This is a genomic window from Cellulomonas telluris, from assembly GCF_004886325.1.
GTDB lineage: Bacteria > Actinomycetota > Actinomycetes > Actinomycetales > Cellulomonadaceae > Cellulomonas > Cellulomonas telluris.
Genome location: NZ_QXFN01000004.1, coordinates 93,632 through 111,730 on the forward strand (window position 1 = coordinate 93,632; position 18,099 = coordinate 111,730).

Annotated in this window: 14 protein-coding genes; 7 read left to right on the top strand and 7 right to left on the bottom strand. The window is 75.6% G+C overall.

Features of this window, described 5'->3' with window-relative positions; genetic code table 11:
* The first annotated feature begins 41 nt into the window (after positions 1-41).
* Entirely contained in the window at positions 42-212 is a 171-nt protein-coding gene (locus FB586_RS12715) for an SPOR domain-containing protein (RefSeq protein ID WP_136519716.1), read from the top strand.
* 23 nt (positions 213-235) lie between these two features.
* Here the strand turns inward: FB586_RS12715 and FB586_RS12720 are convergent, their stop codons facing one another.
* The gene (locus FB586_RS12720; RefSeq protein ID WP_136519717.1) at positions 236-1,225 is read right to left on the bottom strand and encodes an endonuclease/exonuclease/phosphatase family protein; all 990 of its coding nucleotides are present in this window, start codon (positions 1,223-1,225) and stop codon (positions 236-238) included.
* A complete protein-coding gene (panB, locus tag FB586_RS12725) occupies positions 1,222-2,091 on the bottom strand; it encodes a 3-methyl-2-oxobutanoate hydroxymethyltransferase (protein WP_136519718.1) in 870 nt (289 codons plus the stop codon). The genes FB586_RS12720 and panB overlap by 4 nt, the downstream gene beginning before the upstream one ends.
* Positions 2,092-2,196: 105 nt before the next feature.
* Between panB and FB586_RS12730 the strand changes: the two genes are divergently transcribed.
* The 4 genes from FB586_RS12730 (at position 2,197) to FB586_RS12745 (ending at position 12,048) form a co-directional block, all read left to right on the top strand.
* On the top strand, positions 2,197-3,534 hold the full coding sequence (locus tag FB586_RS12730; RefSeq protein ID WP_136519719.1) for a glutamine synthetase family protein: 1,338 nt from the start codon (positions 2,197-2,199) through the stop codon (positions 3,532-3,534).
* A gap of 5 nt (positions 3,535-3,539) precedes the next feature.
* The gene (locus FB586_RS12735) at positions 3,540-6,587 is read left to right on the top strand and encodes a bifunctional [glutamine synthetase] adenylyltransferase/[glutamine synthetase]-adenylyl-L-tyrosine phosphorylase (RefSeq protein ID WP_136519720.1); all 3,048 of its coding nucleotides are present in this window, start codon (positions 3,540-3,542) and stop codon (positions 6,585-6,587) included.
* 141 nt (positions 6,588-6,728) lie between these two features.
* Entirely contained in the window at positions 6,729-10,709 is a 3,981-nt protein-coding gene (locus FB586_RS12740; RefSeq protein WP_136519721.1) for a tandem-95 repeat protein, read from the top strand.
* Between the two features lie 103 nt (positions 10,710-10,812).
* A complete protein-coding gene (locus FB586_RS12745; RefSeq protein WP_136519722.1) occupies positions 10,813-12,048 on the top strand; it encodes a cytochrome P450 in 1,236 nt (411 codons plus the stop codon).
* Between the two features lie 75 nt (positions 12,049-12,123).
* Here FB586_RS12745 and FB586_RS12750 read toward each other — a convergent pair whose 3' ends face one another.
* Both FB586_RS12750 and glnA read right to left on the bottom strand, forming a co-directional pair.
* Positions 12,124-12,489, bottom strand: a complete 366-nt coding sequence (locus tag FB586_RS12750; protein ID WP_168800557.1) for a hypothetical protein — start codon at positions 12,487-12,489, stop codon at positions 12,124-12,126.
* A 181-nt stretch (positions 12,490-12,670) separates the two neighbouring features.
* Positions 12,671-14,095 (bottom strand): type I glutamate--ammonia ligase, encoded by a 1,425-nt coding sequence (gene glnA / locus FB586_RS12760; protein ID WP_136519725.1) that lies wholly within the window; start codon positions 14,093-14,095, stop codon positions 12,671-12,673.
* Between the two features lie 178 nt (positions 14,096-14,273).
* Between glnA and FB586_RS12765 the strand changes: the two genes are divergently transcribed.
* A complete protein-coding gene (locus FB586_RS12765; protein ID WP_136519726.1) occupies positions 14,274-14,768 on the top strand; it encodes an RDD family protein in 495 nt (164 codons plus the stop codon).
* Positions 14,769-14,788: 20 nt separating this feature from the next.
* Here the strand turns inward: FB586_RS12765 and FB586_RS12770 are convergent, their stop codons facing one another.
* From FB586_RS12770 to lipA, 3 genes are read right to left on the bottom strand one after another with little or no spacing between them, the layout of a single operon-like run.
* Entirely contained in the window at positions 14,789-15,547 is a 759-nt protein-coding gene (locus FB586_RS12770; protein ID WP_246036745.1) for an alpha/beta fold hydrolase, read from the bottom strand.
* Between the two features lie 44 nt (positions 15,548-15,591).
* Positions 15,592-16,341, bottom strand: coding sequence for a DUF4191 domain-containing protein (locus FB586_RS12775; protein WP_136519728.1), 750 nt, complete (start codon positions 16,339-16,341; stop codon positions 15,592-15,594).
* Between the two features lie 52 nt (positions 16,342-16,393).
* Entirely contained in the window at positions 16,394-17,407 is a 1,014-nt protein-coding gene (gene lipA / locus FB586_RS12780) for a lipoyl synthase (RefSeq protein WP_136519729.1), read from the bottom strand.
* 184 nt (positions 17,408-17,591) lie between these two features.
* Between lipA and FB586_RS12785 the strand changes: the two genes are divergently transcribed.
* Positions 17,592-18,095 (top strand): flavodoxin domain-containing protein, encoded by a 504-nt coding sequence (locus FB586_RS12785; protein ID WP_136519730.1) that lies wholly within the window; start codon positions 17,592-17,594, stop codon positions 18,093-18,095.
* The last annotated feature ends 4 nt before the right edge of the window (positions 18,096-18,099 follow it).

Consider the following 18,099-nt stretch of genomic DNA (forward strand, 5'->3'; position numbering starts at 1 on the left):
CCCGCCGGGGAGCGGCGGGCCACCGGCAGGACGGAGGGACCGTGGCGGACTACTGGTACAACATCAGCACCGGCCAGGTGGAGGAGGGCCCGCGCAGCGCGTGGTCCCAGCGCATGGGTCCGTACAAGACCCGCGAGGAGGCCGAGCAGGCTCTCGACCGGGCCCGGCGCCGCAACGAGGCGTGGGACGCGGAGGACGCCGAGGACCGCTGACCGCGCAGGAGGCGGCCGCCCCGTCAGCGCCGAGCGAGCACGGCGACGAGCGGGCGGTGGTCGCTCGCCCCGACCGCCGGCAGGACCTCGGCGTCCACGACCCGCCAGGCGCGGTCGTCGACGAGCACGTGGTCGATGGGTGCGGACAGGAGCGTCGGCGCCGCCGCCGGCCACGTCCCCTGCGCCGCCTCGCCGGCCGCGCGCGCGGCGTCGACGCACGGCGCCGTGTCGCGCAGGGCCGGGTGGTCGAGGGTGGCGTTCAGGTCGCCCGCCACGACGACGTCGGGCGTCGACCGGCACGCGTCCGCGACCACCCGGCCCTCGGCCCGCCACGCAGGCATCGCCCCGCGGACCGTCGGCGCGAGCGGGTGCGCGGCCACGAGCACCGGGCCGTCACCGTCCGGCCGGGCCAGGAGCGTGCCGAGCCGGTTGTCCAGGCTCTGCGCCTGCGGATAGGTGCCCACGTGGTGCGCGACGAGGAGCGACGTCCCCGCGATCCCCGGCACGGTGCTCGCCGCGTGGTGCACCTGCCACCCGTCGGCGGGCAGCAGGTCGGCGAGCGCCTCGGCCGTGGACGCCGACGTCTCCGGCAGCGCGACGACGTCCGCGTCCACGTCGGTGACGAGCGTGGCCAGCGTCGCCGCGGGCACCGCGTCGAGCGTGTTGAACGTGAGCACGACGAGGTCCGCGCCGGGCCCGGACGCGGCGCTCGCCGCCGTCGGACCGGTCCCCGTCGTCGGCACGGACCGGACGGCCAGCACGGCGACCTGCGCGACCGCGACGGCGGCGCAGGCGACCGCCAGGGGGAGCAGCGCCCGACGGGCGCGCCGGACCAGCGCGAGGACGACCAGCAGCGCGGCGGCCGCGAGAGCCGCGAGCAGTGCGACGAGACCGCGCAGCGCGACCACCTGCGCGAGCGGCCAGGCCCCGGCGCCGAGGGGGACGACGGTGGCCAGGCCGGCGGCCAGGACCCCCGCGGTGGCGACCCCCGCGACGAGCCGGCCCGCGCTCACGCCTCGAACGAGTGCGGCGGTCCGGGGAAGGCGCCCGACCGGACCTCGTCGGCGTAGGCACGGGCGGCGGAGGTCAGCGCCGCGCCGACCTCCCCGAAGCGCTTCGCGAACCGCGGCGACCAGTCGGTCATCCCCGCCATGTCCACCCAGACGAGCACCTGCCCGTCGCAGTGCGGGCCGGCACCGATGCCGATCGTGGGCACCGCAACGACCTCCGTGACGCGTGCCGCGACCTCGGCGGGCACCATCTCCAGCACCACCGCGACGGCACCGGCCTCCACCACCGCGACGGCGTCGTCGCTGATGCGCTGCGCGGCGTCGCCGCGGCCCTGCACGCGGGGTCCGCCCAGGAGGTTCTCCGACTGGGGGGTGTAGCCCAGGTGCGCGACGACCGGGATGCCGGCGGCGGTCAGGGCACGGATCTGCGGCACCGACCGCTGGCCGCCCTCGATCTTCACCGCCGCGACGCCGGACTCCTTCATCATCCGGACCCCGCTCGCGAGCGCCTGCTCCGGTCCGCCCTCGTAGGAGCCGAAGGGCAGGTCCGCGACGACGAACGCCCGGCGGGCCGCACCCGCGACCGCCCGTGCGGCGACGACGAGCTCGTCGAGGGTCACGGGCAGCGTCGTGGCGTACCCGTGCATGGTGTTCCCGATCGAGTCGCCCACGAGCAGCATGTCGATGCCGGCGTCGTCGAAGAGCCGGGCGGTGACCGCGTCGTACGCGGTGAGCATCGTCAGGCGCTCGCCGCGCTGCTTGGCGGCCTGCAGGTGGTGGACCCGCACCCGCGCGGGGCGGGCCGGGGCACCCGCGGCGGTCGTGGGTGCGCCGGTGGTGCCGGCGCCGGGCAGCTCGCTCGTGGCCATGCGTGGAGCCTAGTGCGGGGCACCGGCGCCGCTCCGGTGAGGTGCGTCTCGCCACACCCGTCGCGTGCGCCCGCGGCGGGCCCGCCATCAGGCAGGATGTGCACCATGGACAGGCAGCAGGAGTTCGTGCTCCGGACCGTCGAGGAGCGGGACATCCGCTTCATCCGTCTGTGGTTCACCGACGTGCTCGGGATCCTGAAGTCGGTAGCGGTGGCGCCCGCCGAGCTCGAGTCGGCGTTCGCCGAGGGCATCGGCTTCGACGGCAGCTCGATCGAGGGCCTCACGCGGGTGTTCGAGGCCGACATGATCGCCAAGCCGGACCCCACGACGTTCCAGATCCTGCCGTGGCGGGGGGAGCGGCACGGCACCGCGCGCATGTTCTGCGACCTGCTGACGCCCGACGGGGAGCCGTCGCTCGCGGACTCGCGGCACGTGCTCAAGCGCGCGCTCAACCGCGCCAGCGACCGGGGCTTCACCTTCTACACGCACCCCGAGGTCGAGTTCTACCTGTTCGACGCGCCGGCCGACCCGGGCCAGCCGCTCGTGCCGGTCGACCAGGGCGGCTACTTCGACCACGTGCCGCGCGGCACCGCCCACGACTTCCGGCGTGCAGCGATCACGATGCTCGAGTCCATGGGCATCTCGGTCGAGTTCTCGCACCACGAGGCCGGCCCGGGCCAGAACGAGATCGACCTGCGCTACGCCGACGCGCTGACGACCGCGGACAACATCATGACGTTCCGCACGGTCGTCAAGGAGGTCGCCCTCGAGCAGGGCGTGTTCGCGTCCTTCATGCCCAAGCCGCTCGCGGAGCAGCCCGGCTCCGGCATGCACACGCACGTGTCGCTCTTCGAGGGCGACCGCAACGCGTTCCACGAGCCGGGCGCGGAGTTCCAGCTGTCCAAGGTGGCGCGGCAGTTCATCGCCGGCCTGCTCACGCACGCCGCGGAGATCACCGCCGTCACCAACCAGTTCGTCAACTCCTACAAGCGCCTGTGGGGCGGTGCCGAGGCGCCGAGCTTCGTCTGCTGGGGCCACAACAACCGCTCGGCGCTCGTGCGGGTCCCGATGTACAAGCCGGGCAAGGGCAACTCCAGCCGCGTCGAGTACCGCGCGATCGACTCCGCCGTGAACCCGTACCTCGCGTTCGCCGTCATGCTCGCCGCCGGGCTCAAGGGCATCGAGGAGGGCTACGAGCTCCCCGAGGGGGCCGACGACGACGTGTGGGAGCTGACCGACGCCGAGCGTCGGGCCTTGGGCATCGAGCCGCTGCCGACGTCGCTGGAGGCGGCGATCCAGGTCATGGAGCGCTCCGAGCTCGTCGCCGAGACGCTCGGGGAGCACGTCTTCGACTACTTCCTGCGCAACAAGCGGCAGGAGTGGGCGGAGTACCGCGCCCAGGTGACGCCGTACGAGCTGCAGCGGTTCCTGCCGCTGATCTGAGCGTGATGAGCAGCGCGTCGACCGGCCGCGGGTCCTCCCTGGCCGGACGGCTGACCCGTGCGGGCGTCGCCGACGTCCCGCGGGCCGAGCGCCTCCTCGCCGACGCCGCGCTGGTCGACGTCGCCCCCGACGCGGCCGGCACGCTCGTCGGCGCGCTGCGGGAGGTGGGGGACCCGGACGAGGCGCTGCTCGCGCTGGCCAAGGTCGCCGGTGCCGTGCAGCGGGACGACGCGCTGCGTGCGCTGCTGCGCGACGTCCTGGCCGAGGAGGGGCCGGCGCGCTCGCGGCTCCTGGCGGTCGCCGGGGCGTCCTCCGCCCTCGGCAACACGCTCGCCGCGCACCCGGGCACGCTGCGGGTCGTCGCGGACGTCGCGCCCGGCACCGGCGTCCCGGTCGCGCAGGTGCGCGCCGAGCTGCTGCAGTCCGTCGCCGCCGACCCCGACGCGGCCGTGCCCGTCGCGGGCCTCACGGGCGGGGAGGCGACGGACGCCCTGCGTCGCGCCTACCGCGCGCGCCTGCTGCGCATCGCCGCCACCGACCTCACCGCCGAGGACCCCCTGAACCGGCTGCCCGGCGTGGCGGCCGCGCTCGCGGACCTCGCCGGTGCCGCGCTCGAGGCCGCGCTCGCGGTGGCGCGGGCCGACCTGGAGGACCACGGCCGCGAGGTGCGGCTGGCGGTCATCGGCATGGGCAAGGCCGGCGGCCGGGAGCTCAACTACGTCTCCGACGTGGACGTCGTGTACGTCGCGGAGCCGGTCGAGGGGGCCGACGAGGACGCCGCCCTCGCGACCGGTGCGCGGCTGGCGGCAGGGCTCGCGCGGGCGCTCGCGAGCCCGAGCGGCACCGAGCCGGCGCTGTGGCCCGTCGACGCCGCGCTGCGTCCCGAGGGCAAGGACGGTCCGCTCGTCCGCACGCTCGCGAGCCACCGCGCCTACTACGAGCGGTGGGCCAAGACCTGGGAGTTCCAGGCGCTGCTCAAGGCGCGTCCGCTCGCGGGCGACGCGGCGCTCGGGCAGGCGTACGTCGAGACGACGAACCCGATGGTGTGGCAGGCGGTCACGCGCGCCAACTTCGTCGAGGACTCGCAGGCCATGCGCCGGCGCGTCGAGCAGCACGTGCCCCGTGCGGAGGCGGACCGTCAGCTCAAGCTCGGCGTCGGCGGCCTGCGCGACGTCGAGTTCACCGTGCAGCTGCTGCAGCTCGTGCACGGCCGCGCGGACGAGTCGATCCGCAGCGGCAACACGCTCACCGCGCTCGCGGCCCTGGCCGCCGGCGGGTACGTGGGCCGCGAGCACGCCGCCCAGCTCGCCGTCTGCTACCGGTGGATGCGGGCGATGGAGCACCGGATCCAGCTCCACCGCCTCCAGCGCACGCACCTGGTGCCGACCGCGGACGCGGACCTGCGCCGGCTGGCCCGCACCATGGGCCTGCGCGCCGACGGGCCCGACGGCCTCCTCGAGCGCTGGCGGCAGACGCGCCGCGAGGTGCGCCGCCTGCACGAGGAGCTGTTCTACCGGCCCCTGCTGCCGGCGACGGCGCGGCTGTCGACCGAGGAGGCGGCGCTGGCACCCGACGCGGCGCGTGCGCGGCTGGCCGCGATCGGGTACCGCGACCCCGCCGGCGCGGTGCGGCACATCGGCGCGCTGACCGAGGGCGTGTCCCGGCGCGCGGCGATCCAGCGGCAGCTGCTGCCGGTCATGCTCGGGTGGTTCGCCGACGGGCCGGACCCCGACGGGGGCCTGCTCGCGTTCCGGCGCCTGTCCGACCAGCTCGGCACGACCCACTGGTACCTCAAGCTGCTGCGGGACTCCGGTACCGCGGCGCAGCGGCTCGCGCGGGTGCTGTCGACGTCGCGGTACGTCGCGAACGCGCTGAGCCGGTCCCCGGAGTCGGTCGTCTGGCTGGCCGACGACGCGGAGCTCGAGCCGCGCACGGGGGAGCGGCTGGCCGCCGAGGCCGACGCCGTCCTGCGGCGGGCCGACGAGCCGGTCCCCGCGGTGACGGCGCTGCGCGCGCTGCGCCGGCGGGAGCTCGCGCGCACGGCCGCCGCGGACGTGCTGGGCGTCGTCACCGGGATCCGGGCGTCGCAGAGCCTGACCGACGCCGCGGACACGGTGCTCGCCGGTGCGCTGCGGGTCGCGGAGGCGGAGGCCCGCGCCGAGCGCGGGCTCGGCACCGCGCCGACGCGCATGCTGGTCGTCGCGATGGGCCGCCTCGGAGGGCGGGAGATGGGCTACTCCTCCGACGCGGACGTGCTCTTCGTGCACGACCCCTGCCCGGGTGCGGACGGTCGCCTGGCGCAGGAGTTCGCGGTCTCCACGGCGACGCGTGTGCGCCAGCTCCTCGGGGCGGTCGGTCCCGAGCCGACGCTCGCGGTCGACGCCGACCTACGGCCCGAGGGCCGCAACGGCCCGCTCACCCGCTCGTTCGACGCACACGTCGAGTACTACGCCCGCTGGTCCTCGCCGTGGGAGAGCCAGGCGCTCCTGCGCGCGCGGCCGGTCGCCGGCGACCCGGCGCTGGGGGAGCGGTTCGTCGCGCTCGTCGACCCGCTGCGCTACCCCGACGGCGGCCTCGACCCGGCGGTCGTGCGCGAGGTGCGGCGCATCAAGGCCCGCGTCGAGGCGGAGCGGCTGCCGCGGGGCGTCGACCCGACCCGGCACCTGAAGCTCGGGCGCGGCGGCATCGCCGACGTCGAGTGGACGGCGCAGCTGCTCCAGCTGCAGCACGCGCACGCCGTACCGGCGCTGCGCACCACGTCGACGCTCGACGCGCTCGCGGCGGCCGCCGAGGCGGGGCTGCTCGACGAGGACGACGCGCGGGTGCTGCGCGAGGCGTGGGAGCTCGCGTCCCGGCTGCGGGACGCGAACGTGCTGTGGACCGGACGGGCGGAGGGCGCGCACGCCGACGTCCTGCCGCACGACCGGCAGGCACTCGCGGGCGTGGCGCAGGTCGTCGGCTACCCGTCGGGGTCCGGCAGCGCGCTGGAGGAGGACTACCTGCGGACGGCCCGGCGCGCCCGCGCCGTCGTCGAGCGCGTCTTCTACGGCTGAGCGCGTCGCGCGTACCGGGACTTCACCCGGTGTGCGACGTGGATCACCCGGACGAACGTTCAGGTCCGGGGGTCGGTGGGCGATGGGCAGGACGAGGAGGGCCATGCCGCCCTCCGCCTGACCCCCGAGGCAAGGACTCCCATGCGCTCCCTCCTCCCGCAGGCGCTGCGTGCACGGACCCGCCCGGCAGGCGATGCCGGCGCGCGCCACCGCGGCGCCCCCGACCGCCGCTGGCAGGCGCTCGCTGCCGTGACCGCCGTGCTCACCGTCGCCGTGGCGGCGGTGGGCGTGACCCGTCCGGACGCGGCCGCGGCGGCCGGCACCGGCACGGTCCTGCTGACCGACGACTTCCGTTCCGCGACCACCGTCGCGTCGAGCTACGTCGTCGGGGGCACGAACTTCACGCCCTGCCTCACGGCGGGGACCAGCGTCACCAGCACGCCGGTGCCGGGCTGCGCCGGGACCCCCGACCCGAACGGGCAGGGCGCGCTGCGGCTGACCGCCAACCTGAACAACCAGGCCGGCTTCCTGCTGTACGACAAGGCGCTGCCCACCAAGGCCGGCCTCGACATCACGTTCAACCAGTACCAGTGGGGCGGGACGCTCGCCGACGGCATCACGTTCTTCCTCACCGACGGCCGCTACACGCTGAGCCGCGCGGGGGCGTTCGGCGGGTCGCTGGGCTACCACCACCAGGCGACCGGGGCGGACGGCGTGGCGCACGCGCTGCTCGGCATCGGTCTCGACGTGTACGGCAACTACACCGTCGAGACGAACGACACCGCCCGGTGCACCAGCGCGCACGTGTCGCGCACGCTGGTCAAGAACTCCGTCGCCGTGCGCGGCCCGGGCAACGGCAAGTCCGGGTACTGCCTCCTCGGTCCCGCCGTGCCGACGTCGAAGCTGAACCAGCGGGGTGACGGGCGCACACGTCCCGCGCCCGTGCAGGTCCGGATCGTCGTCGACCCGCCGACCACGACGCCGGACCCGAAGGTCGCCGTGTACCTCGACGGCGACCTGATCACGTCGGTCGACCAGCCGGCCGAGCTCGCCGCGACGCCCACGTTCAAGTTCGGGTGGGGCGCGTCGACGGGTGGCCAGAACGACTTCCACGAGATCAACTTCCTGCAGGTCGAGTCCGTCGACCCGATCCGCTCCGACCTCGCTCTGACCGCGTCGACCACGGCGGTCGCGAGCGGCGACACCGCCACGGTCGCGCTCACCGCGCGCACCGACGCCGCCTCCGGGCCCGTGCCGGCCGGCGAGCCGGTCGTCCTGACGTCCGACGCGCCCGCCGGCACCGCCTACGGGACGCCGAGCGGGACGGGCTGGGACTGCTCCGCGAGCACGCCGACGCGCGTCAGCTGCGCGCGCACGTCGACGACCGCGGTCGACCCGGGCACCACGCTGCCGACGGTGACGGTGCCGCTGACGCGGACCAGCGTCGGGTCGAGCGGCCGCTCGACCGTGACCGCGACCGTCACCGCCGCCTCCGACGACACCACGCTCGCCGCCGACAACACGGCGTCGGCCGAGGTCCGGTGGAACCCGGTGGTGTCCGCCGTCGAGGCGCCCGCCACCGTCGCGTCCGCGACGCCGGCCCCGGCCATGGTCGACCCGGTCGTCGTCGGCACGGCGCCGTTCACGGTCGAGGTCGTGCAGGACCAGACCCCGACGGTCGGGACCGTCGCCGTCGTCGACGGCCGGCTCGTGCTGCAGCCCGTCGCGGGTGCCAGCGGTGACCTGCGCTCGACCTACCGCGTGACGGACGCCGCGGGCGGCGTCAGCAACACCGCCACCGTGTCGATGCGGGTGTCGCCCGTCGCCGCCGCGGGCACGGCCACGACGACGGCCGGACGGACGGCCTCGGTCGCGCTCGACGCGCCGGCCGGCTCCGGTCCGTTCACCGCCGAGGTCGTCGCGCGGGGCGCGCACCTGTCCGCCGCGTCGGTGTCCGTCGACGACGCCGGCCGTCCCGTCGTCGTCGCGACCCCCGCCGCGGGGTGGAGCGGCACCGAGACGGTGACGTACCGCGTGCTCGACCGCACGGGCGTCCCCAGCGCGCCGGCGACGGTCACGGTGGTCGTGCGCCCCGTCGCGGGTGACACGACGGCGGAGGGCTTCCTCGACGCCGACGGCCGGGCGACGGTCACGACGACCCTGCCCGCCGGTACGGGCACGGGCCCCTTCACCTACGCGCTCGTCGGGGACGGCGACCTCGGCGGGGCGCACGCCACCGTGACGCCGTCCGGGGAGCTCACGGTCGTCGCGGACCACGGCGTCAGCGGCTCCCGCACGGTGCGCTACACGGTCGGCGACGGCACCAGCACGAGCGACGAGGCGTCCGTGGTCGTCACGGTCCGTCCGTACCTCGGCCCGGTCGCGCCCGTCGCGGGCACCACAGACGCACCGCTCACCGCCGACGCCCCGACGCTGCACGGCACCGGCCCCGTCACGTGGGAGAGCACCGGGCCCGCGGGGACGGCGGTCACCGTGGCGGCGGACGGCGCCGTCACGCTCGACCCGCGGGGCCGCAGCGGCACGTTCGACGTCGCGCTGCTCGCCCGGGACGCGGACGGGCAGCCGAGCGCGACGCAGGTCGTCCGGTTCGTCGTCGACCCCGTCGCGGTGGCGGTCGACGGCGAGGCGACGGCCTCCGCGACCCCGACGGCGACCGTCCTCACGCCGGCGGCCCCGACGGGCACCGGCCCGTTCACGCTGTCCGTCGCCGCGGGTCTGCCGGCCGCGCTGGGGACGGTCGCGGTGGACGCGGCCGGCACCGGCCTGGAGGTCACGCCCGCCCCGGGCGTCTCGGGGACGCTGTCGGCCACCTACGTCGTCACCGACGCTTCCGGCCTGACCAGCGAGCCCGTGCGCGTGGAGCTGCGGGTGCGACCCGTCGTGGACGGCGCGAGCGCGCGCGTCCCGTCGGGCGCGCGGACCGAGGTGCCGCTGCCCGCGCCGACGGGCACGGGGCCGTTCACGTGGACCGTCACGTCGGCCGGCCCCACCGAGGCCGGGACGGTGGAGGTCGTCGACGGCGTGGCCATCATCCGCGCCTCCGCGGCCTACTCCGGCCCGTGCGAGGTGCGGTACACGGTGACCGACGGTTCCGGGCTCGTCAGCGCGGAGGCGGTCCTCGCCGTGACGGTGGACCCGACCGCACCCGACGAGGGCGCGCCGGGCACGGCGCAGCAGCCGGGCACGGCGGGCAGCCCGGTCGCCGGGCCGACGCCGCACCCGTCGGGCACGGGTCCGTTCCGGTTCACCATCGTCACGCCGCCGGCGCCCGAGCAGGGCACCGCGACGATCGACCCCGACACGGGTGTCGTGACGTTCGTGCCGGCACCGGGCTTCAGCGGTGAGGCCGACGTCGTGTACGCCGCGACGGACGCGAACGGGGTGACGTCGGACCCGGCGACCGTCACGTTCCGCATCTCCCCGCTGGCCGCGCCGAAGGGGGACACCTCGCCGGGCTCGCCCGGCCGTCCGGCGACGACGCGGGCCGGCGTGCCCACGACCGTGCGGCTGCCGGCGCCGGTGGGTACGGCGCCGTTCACCTACGAGCTCGTCGACGGCCCGGCGCCCGGCCAGGGCACCGTGACGCTCGACCCGCGCACGGGTGAGCTGGCGTTCGTCCCGGCGCGCGGGTTCAGCGGGAAGGTGACGGTGCGGTACCGGGTGGTCGACGCGCAGGGCCTGGCCAGCGCGCCGCAGACCGTGCGGATCGACGTGGCCCCCGCGGTGGCCTCGGCTCCGGCGACCGGGACGGTCGCGCCGGGGGAGAGCACAACGGTCACGCTGCCCACCCCGGTGGGACGCGGCCCGTTCACGTGGACGCTCGTCGACGGGCCGAGCCCGGACCAGGGCAGCGTGACGCTCGACCCGGCGACCGGCCGCCTGACGTTCGTGGCGGCACGCGGGTACACCGGGACGGTGCGGTTCACGTACACCGTGACGGACGCCGACGGCGTGCGCAGCGAGGTGCTGTCGGCGGGCATCGAGGTCCGTGCGGCCCTCGCGGTGACCGGTGCGGGCCTGCTCGCACCGGTGGGCCTGGCCCTGCTCCTGCTCGCGGGCGGCACGGTCGCGGTGCTCTCCGTCCGGAGGCGCCGGGCCTGACCGGCCGGACGACGGCGGGCGACCTCGCGGTGGTCGCCCGCCGTCGTGCTGCCCGGGCGGCGTCGGGTGGTGCCGGCGAGAGCCCCGACCTACGCTCGATCGGGTGACGGCCACGGCGGACGGGCAGACGCACGGCACGGCTGCCGGGGGCTGCCCCGTGCGCAGGCTGACGCAGCCGGACGACGCGCTCGCGCCGGACGTCGAGGTACTCGACGGGCCCGAGCCCCGGTGGCGCATCCGCTCCTTCGAGGTGGCCCGGGCGCTGCTGCGCCACGCCGACGGCACCCGGCAGGCAGGTTTCGGCGCGGAGGAGGCCGGCGGCGCGGGCCCGTCCATGCGACCGCCCGTCCTCTACCTCGAGGGCGAGGCCCACCACGCGCAGCGCCGCGCCGCGGCCCGGTTCTTCGCGCCGCGGACCGTCGAGGGGTACCGCGGCTGGATGGAGGAGACGGCGGACGGGCTCGTCGCGACGGTGCGCACGGACGGGTGGACGGACCTGACCAGGCTGTCGATGCAGATGGCGGTGCAGGTCGCGTCCCGCGTGATCGGCCTGGACCACGGCTCGTCCCGCGCGATGCACCGGCGTCTCGACCAGTTCTTCGAGCCGGAGCGACCCGGCCGCTCGCCGCGGGCGCGCTGGCGGGCGGTGGAGCGCGGCTCGGCGCTGACGCGGTTCTTCCTCCTCGACGTCACGCCCGCGATCCGCGCCCGCCGCCGCCGGCGCCGTGACGACCTGATCAGCCGCCTGCTGGACGACGGCTTCAGCGACGTCGAGATCCTCACGGAGTGCGTGACCTACGCGGCTGCCGGCATGGTGACGACGCGGGAGCTCATCACCGTCGCGGTGTGGCACCTGCTCGAGGACGACGCCCTGCTCGCCCGGTACCGCGCGGGCGACCGGGACGAGCGCGTGGCGGTGCTCGACGAGGTCCTGCGGCTCGAGCCGGTCGTCGGTCACCTGCTGCGGCGCACGACCGCCGACCTGACCCTGGACGGTCCCGACGGCCCGGTGGACGTGCCGGCGGGCTCCCTGGTCGACATCGACGTCCGCGCCGTCAACGCGGACGCCCGCGTCACGGGCGCCGACCCGCTCGCGCTGTGCCCGGCGCGCCCGCTCCCGCGCGCGGTGCCCCCGGCGCTGCTGGCCTTCGGCGACGGCCACCACAAGTGCCCGGGCGCGCCGATCGCGCTGATGGAGGCCGAGATCTTCGTCTCGGCCCTGCTGCGCCACGAGGTCGCCTCGGCCGGGCCGCCGCGGGTGCGCTGGAACGAGGTGACGCAGGGCTACGACCTGTCGGCGCTGCGGGTGCGCCGGCTCCCGGACCGGGCCCGGGCCTGACCTTCGCCGGTCCCGGCACCCGGGCTGCTCGACCGGTCGTGCCCCCGACGCATCCGACCCGTCACCGCGCGGCCGTCAGGCGCGCCGCGGCGCCGTGCAGAGCGCGTCCCACCGCTCGGGGTCGGCCGCCTCCTCGTCCAGCCGTGCCGCATGGGTCGCGAAGGCCGCCATGATCGCCTCGCGGTCCCAGGTCGACGCCCACTCGGCGCCGAGGTGGCGCAGCGCGCGACGCAGGTCGAGGGAGTCCGCGCCTTCGCGCACGGGCCGGAGGCTGCCGTCGAGCTCGCCGTGGTAGATCCAGGTCGTCAGCGTGAGTCGGTCGCTCGCCACGGTGCACACCGGGACGTCGGCGGTGCCGCGGTGCACCCCGACCACGCGCAGACGGCCGGAGGCGAGGAGGTCGACGCACTGCTCGCGCACGATGGTCTCGATCTGCTCCACGTCACTCCTCGGTCCGCCGGGCGGCCGGGGGGAGCCGGCCGCGCCGAGCGTACGCGCCGGGGGCAGCCACGACGCCGGTCGCCCCGCGCGCGCAGCACGGCACCCCCGCCGCCACGCGGGCGACGGGGGTGCCGGTACTGCGGGCCCACGGCCCCTGGGAGCAGCCAGGGGCCGCGGACGATCACACGTCGAAGTAGAGCTCGAACTCGTGCGGGTGCGGCCGCAGACGGATCGGGTCCACCTCGGCGGAGCGCTTGTAGTCGATCCACGTCTGGATCAGGTCGGGCGTGAACACGTTGCCCGCCGTCAGCCAGTCGTGGTCGGCCTCGAGGTTGTCCAGCACCTCGGCGAGGGTGCCGGGGACCTGCTGGATGAGCGCGTGCTCCTCGGGGGGCAGCTCGTACAGGTCCTTGTCGACCGGCTCCGGCGGCTCGATGCGGTTCTGGATGCCGTCGAGGCCGGCCATGAGCATCGCCGCGAAGGCGAGGTACGGGTTGCTCGACGGGTCCGGCACGCGGAACTCGATGCGCTTGGCCTTCGGGTTCGAGCCCGTGACGGGGATGCGGATGCACGCGGAGCGGTTGCGGGCCGAGTACACGAGGTTGACCGGCGCCTCGAAGCCCGGGACCAGGCGGTGGTAGGAGTTCACCGTCGGGTTCGTGAACGCGAGCAGCGCGGGCGCGTGCTTGAGCAGGCCGCCGATGTACCAGCGGGCGAGGTCGGACAGGCCGCCGTAGCCCTTCTCGTCGAAGAACAGCGGCTCGCCGTCCTTCCACAGCGACTGGTGCACGTGCATGCCCGAGCCGTTGTCCCCGAAGAGCGGCTTCGGCATGAAGGTCGCCGTGCGGCCGTTCTCGTGCGCGACGTTCTTCACGACGTACTTGAACAGCTGGACCTTGTCGGCCGACTTGGCGAGCGTGTCGAAGCGGTAGTTGATCTCCGCCTGGCCGGCCGTGCCGACCTCGTGGTGCGCGCGCTCGACCTGCAGGCCGAGGGCGTCGAGCTGCAGCGAGATCTGGTCGCGCAGGTCGGCGAAGTGGTCGACCGGCGGGACCGGGAAGTAGCCGCCCTTGTAGGGCGTCTTGTGGCCGAGGTTGCCACCCTCCTCGACGCGGCCCGTGTTCCAGGCGGCCTCGATGGAGTCGATGTAGTAGTACGACGCGTTCTGCTTCGTCTCGAAGCGGACGTCGTCGAAGATGTAGAACTCGGCCTCGGGCGCGAAGAACGCGGTGTCCGCGATGCCGGTCGACTTCAGGTACGCCTCGGCCTTCGCGGCGACCTGGCGGGGGTCGCGGCTGTAGGGCTCGTCGGTGTACGGGTCCACGATGTGGAAGTTGATGTTGAGCGTCTTCTCCGTGCGGAACGGGTCGACGTAGGCCGTCGTCACGTCGGGCACGAGCTTCATGTCCGACTCGTGGATGGCCTGGAAGCCGCGGATCGACGAGCCGTCGAACATCTGGCCGTCGGTGAAGAAGTCGGCGTCGAGCGAGGCGGCCGGCACGTTGAAGTGCTGCATCACGCCGGGCAGGTCGCAGAACCGCACGTCGACGAACTTGACGTCCTCGTTCTTGATGAACGCCAGGACTTCCTCCGGCTTGGTGAACATCCGCTGCTCCTCGGGTGGGGGGTGCCCGGTCGCCCCGGGCGTCCCCGAGGCTAGGAGCGCAGGGTTTCCCGGCCGTGCCGCGCTTGTTTCCGCCAGGTTACGCAGGCCGCCGCCGTGTAACGATCGGTCGAACTCCTGGTCGGGCGTCCGACCCGTGGACGCGACCTAGGCTGAGGGCATGGCGACGCGCGACTCCATGGGCTCCTGGCTGGACGGTGGGAGCGGCGGTCACCAGGGGCGCGGCGAGCGCGGGTCGGGGCTGGGCCTGCCGGCCGAGGGCCCCGGGTCGCTCGCGCGCCTGCCCCGCCGGCTCGCGGCGCTGGCGGTCGACTGGGTCGCGTGCCTCGCCGTGTCGGCGGTGCTGTTCCCCTCCGTGGCGGACGGCGTCGCGCTGCTGCGCGGCGACCCGCTGGCCACGCTCGCCGTGTTCGCCGTCGAGAACCTCGTGCTCGTCGGCACCCTCGGCAACACCCTGGGGCACCGGCTGCTCGGCCTGCGCGTCGTGCCCCTCGCGCCGGCGCGGGGGAGCGGTGCGCTGCCGGGCGCCCCGGGGCTCGTGCGGGCGCTCGCGCGCACGGTGCTGCTCTGCGTCGTCATCCCCGCGGTGGTCTGGGACGCCGACGGGCGCGGGCTGCACGACCGTGCGGCCGGGACGGCGATCGTCCGTCGCTGACGAGGCGCTGCCCGGTCAGCTCACGCGGCAGCGGGCGCGACCTCCGCGAGGAACGCGTCGACGGCCTCGTGGAACAGGTCTGGCTGGTCGCGCCGCACGCAGTGACCGGCCCTCGGGACGACGACGCGGCGTACCCGGTCGTTGCCGACGACGGCCGGCGCCATCGGTGCGTCCGGCGGCACGACCAGCAGGGTCGGCACCCGGAGGGCGTCGAACAGCTCCTCCCACGCGGGGTCGCCGAGCCACAGCCCCTGCCGCACGTACGCGCGGTCGACGAGCGGCTTGCACGCGGCCCACGCCTCAGCCTCGGCACGGCTCCAGCCGGACTCGGCCACCATCCGCCGGACCGAGGCGGGGAGGTCGGTCAGGGAGTCGAGGAACCGCTCCTGCGCCGCGACGAACGCCGGGTCCGGGACGTCGCCGGACGGCCGGGCCGGGTCCTCCAGCACGAGCGCCGTGACCCGGTCGGGGCGCGCGAGCGCCGCGCGAAGCGCGAGCAGCCCGCCGAGCGAGTGACCGACGAGCACGGCCGGCGCGGGCAGCGCCTCCACGAGCCCGACGACGTCGTCGAGCAGGACGTCCGGCGGCGCGGCCAGCTCCTCCGTCGTGAACCGCGGCGACCGGCCGTTCCCGCGCAGGTCCGGGGCGTGCACGTCCCAGCGGTCGCCCCAGTGCTGCACGAGGTCCGGCCAGGCCGTCCCGGCGTCGGTCAGCCCGTGCACGAGCACGAGCGGGGGAGCAGCGGGACTGCCGTACCGGTGGACCGTCAGGGGCTGCACGACGAGCAGGCTACCGAGGCACGTGCGCCCTCCGCGGACGACGGTCAGCGGCCGCGCATGCCCTTGCGGTCGGGACGCGCGCGCGTCGGGTCGATGCCCTTGGGAACCGGCAGGCGGACCGCGCCGAGCGCCGTGAGCCGGCGCAGGACCTCGGCCACCTCCTGCTTGGTCAGCTGCGGCTTGAGCTTCTGCACCGTGCGCGGCAGCTTGCGCAGCGGCACCTGGCCCTCGCCGCTGCCCGCCTGGATGACGTGCACGGGGGCTCCGGAGACGACGCGCGCGGTCCGCTTGCGCTCGGACTCGAGGAGCTTGCCGATGCGGTGCGCGGGGCCCTCGCCGACGAGCACGACACCGGGCCGGCCGACGCCGCGGAACACCATGTCCTGCGTGCGAGGGTCGACCGCGACGGGCTCGTCGCCGAACGTCCAGCCACGGCGCAGCGTGCCGAGCGCCGCCAGGGCCGCGCCGGGCTGCCCCTCGATGCGCGAGTAGGCGGCGGTCTCCGCGCGGCGGGCCAGCACGAACAGCGCGCCGAGCACGGCGAACGGGATGCTGAGCAGCAGCACGTAGACGACGCTGTCGGTCAGCAGGCCGATGACGAGGCCGAGGGCGACGACGCCGACGAACACCGCGAGCACGATCCAGGTGACCGCCGGGTCGACCGTGCGGGTCATCTGGTAGGCCTGCCAGACCTGGTGGTACCAGCGGGTCTTCTTGACCTTGCCCGTCTTGCCCGTCCCCGCGCCGGCGCCGGCGGGGGAGCCCTGCGGGGAGGTGGAGCGCTCGCGTGCCATGGGCCGTGAGTCTACCGGCGGCCGGGCCGCACCCGGCCCGCCGGAGCCGGCCTCAGCGGGCGGGCGTGCGCGCCAGCAGCGCCGAGGCCTCCTGGCGCGAGGTCGTCGGCTCGCCGAGGTGCGCGAGGGCGTCCGGGATCGGCAGGCCGCGACGGCGCATCGCCTGGCCCCACAGGCGTCCCGCCCGGTACGACGAGCGGACCAGCGGGCCGGACATGACGCCGAGGAAGCCGAGGCGCTCCGCCTCGGCGGAGAGCTCGACGAACTCCTCGGGGCGCACCCAGCGGTCGACCGGGTGGTGCCGCACCGACGGGCGCAGGTACTGCGTGATCGTCACGAGGTCGCAGCCGGCCTCGTGCAGGTCCCGCAGCGCGTCCGCGGCCTCCTGGGTCGTCTCGCCCATGCCGAGGATGAGGTTCGACTTCGTGACCAGGCCGGCCTCGCGTGCTCGCGTGATCACCGACAGCGACCGCTCGTAGCGGAAGCCGGGACGGATCTGCTTGAAGATGCGCGGCACCGTCTCGAGGTTGTGCGCGAGGACCTCGGGGCGGGACTCGTTGACGACGTCCAGCAGCTCGGGGACGGCGTTGAAGTCCGGGATGAGCAGCTCGACGCCCGTGCCCGGGTTGAGCGCGTGGATCTGGCGGACCGTCTCCGCGTACAGCCACGCCCCGCCGTCGGGGAGGTCGTCGCGCGCGACGCCGGTGACCGTCGAGTACTTCAGGCCCATCGCCTGCACCGACTCCGCGACGCGGCGCGGCTCGTCCGCGTCGAAGTCCGCCGGCTTGCCCGTGTCGATCTGGCAGAAGTCGCAGCGCCGCGTGCACTGGTCGCCGCCGATGAGGAACGTCGCCTCGCGGTCCTCCCAGCACTCGAAGATGTTGGGGCAGCCCGCCTCCTCGCAGACCGTGTGCAGCCCCTCGCGGCGCACCAGGCCCTTGAGCTCGCTGTACTCGGGGCCCGTCGTGGCGCGCGTGCGGATCCACTCGGGCTTCTTCTCGATCGGGGTGGCGGCGTTGCGCGCCTCCACCCGGAGCATCCGGCGTCCCTCGGGGGCGATCGTCACGTGGTCAGACTAACCCGGCCCGCGCGGCGGCAGCGGGGGCGGCGGTGTGACGGCCGCCTCCCTCGCGAGCCCGGCGACGAGGACCTCCGTCCCGGGAGGTCGCCCTCGCCGCGGCGCACGCTGGGAGGAGCCGGTCGGCCCGAGGACGCGCCCGCACCGGTGGACCCAGGGGACGAGGTGCGAGATGCAGGTGCTCGTGAGTGTGGCGTCGCGGCACGGGGCGACGCGGGAGATGGGCGCGCTGGTGGCGCAGGAGCTGCGTGCCGCCGGCCACGAGGTGGCCGAGGTGGAGCCGGAGGACGTCGAGCGCGTCGACGGGTACGACGCCGTCGTGCTCGGGTCCGCGGTGTACGTCGGCCGGCTCGCGCTGGGTCTGCGGGCCCTCGTGGACCGGCAGGGCGGGCAGCTGCGGGCGCGGCCCACGTGGCTGTTCTGGTCCGGCCCCATCGGCGACCCGCCGGTGCCGATGACCGTGCCGGACGACGTCACGGCCCTGGCCCGGGCGGTGGAGGCGCGCGGCGTCGCCATGTTCCCCGGCCGTCTGGAGCGGACGGGCCTCGACCTGTCCGAGCGTGCCCTCGTCGCGCTCACGCGCGCCGAGGCGGGCGACTTCCGGGACCTCGACGCGGTCCAGGCGTGGGGACGCGAGGTGGCGGAGGCGCTCGGGCCCGCGCGCGCCCGTTCCTGACGGC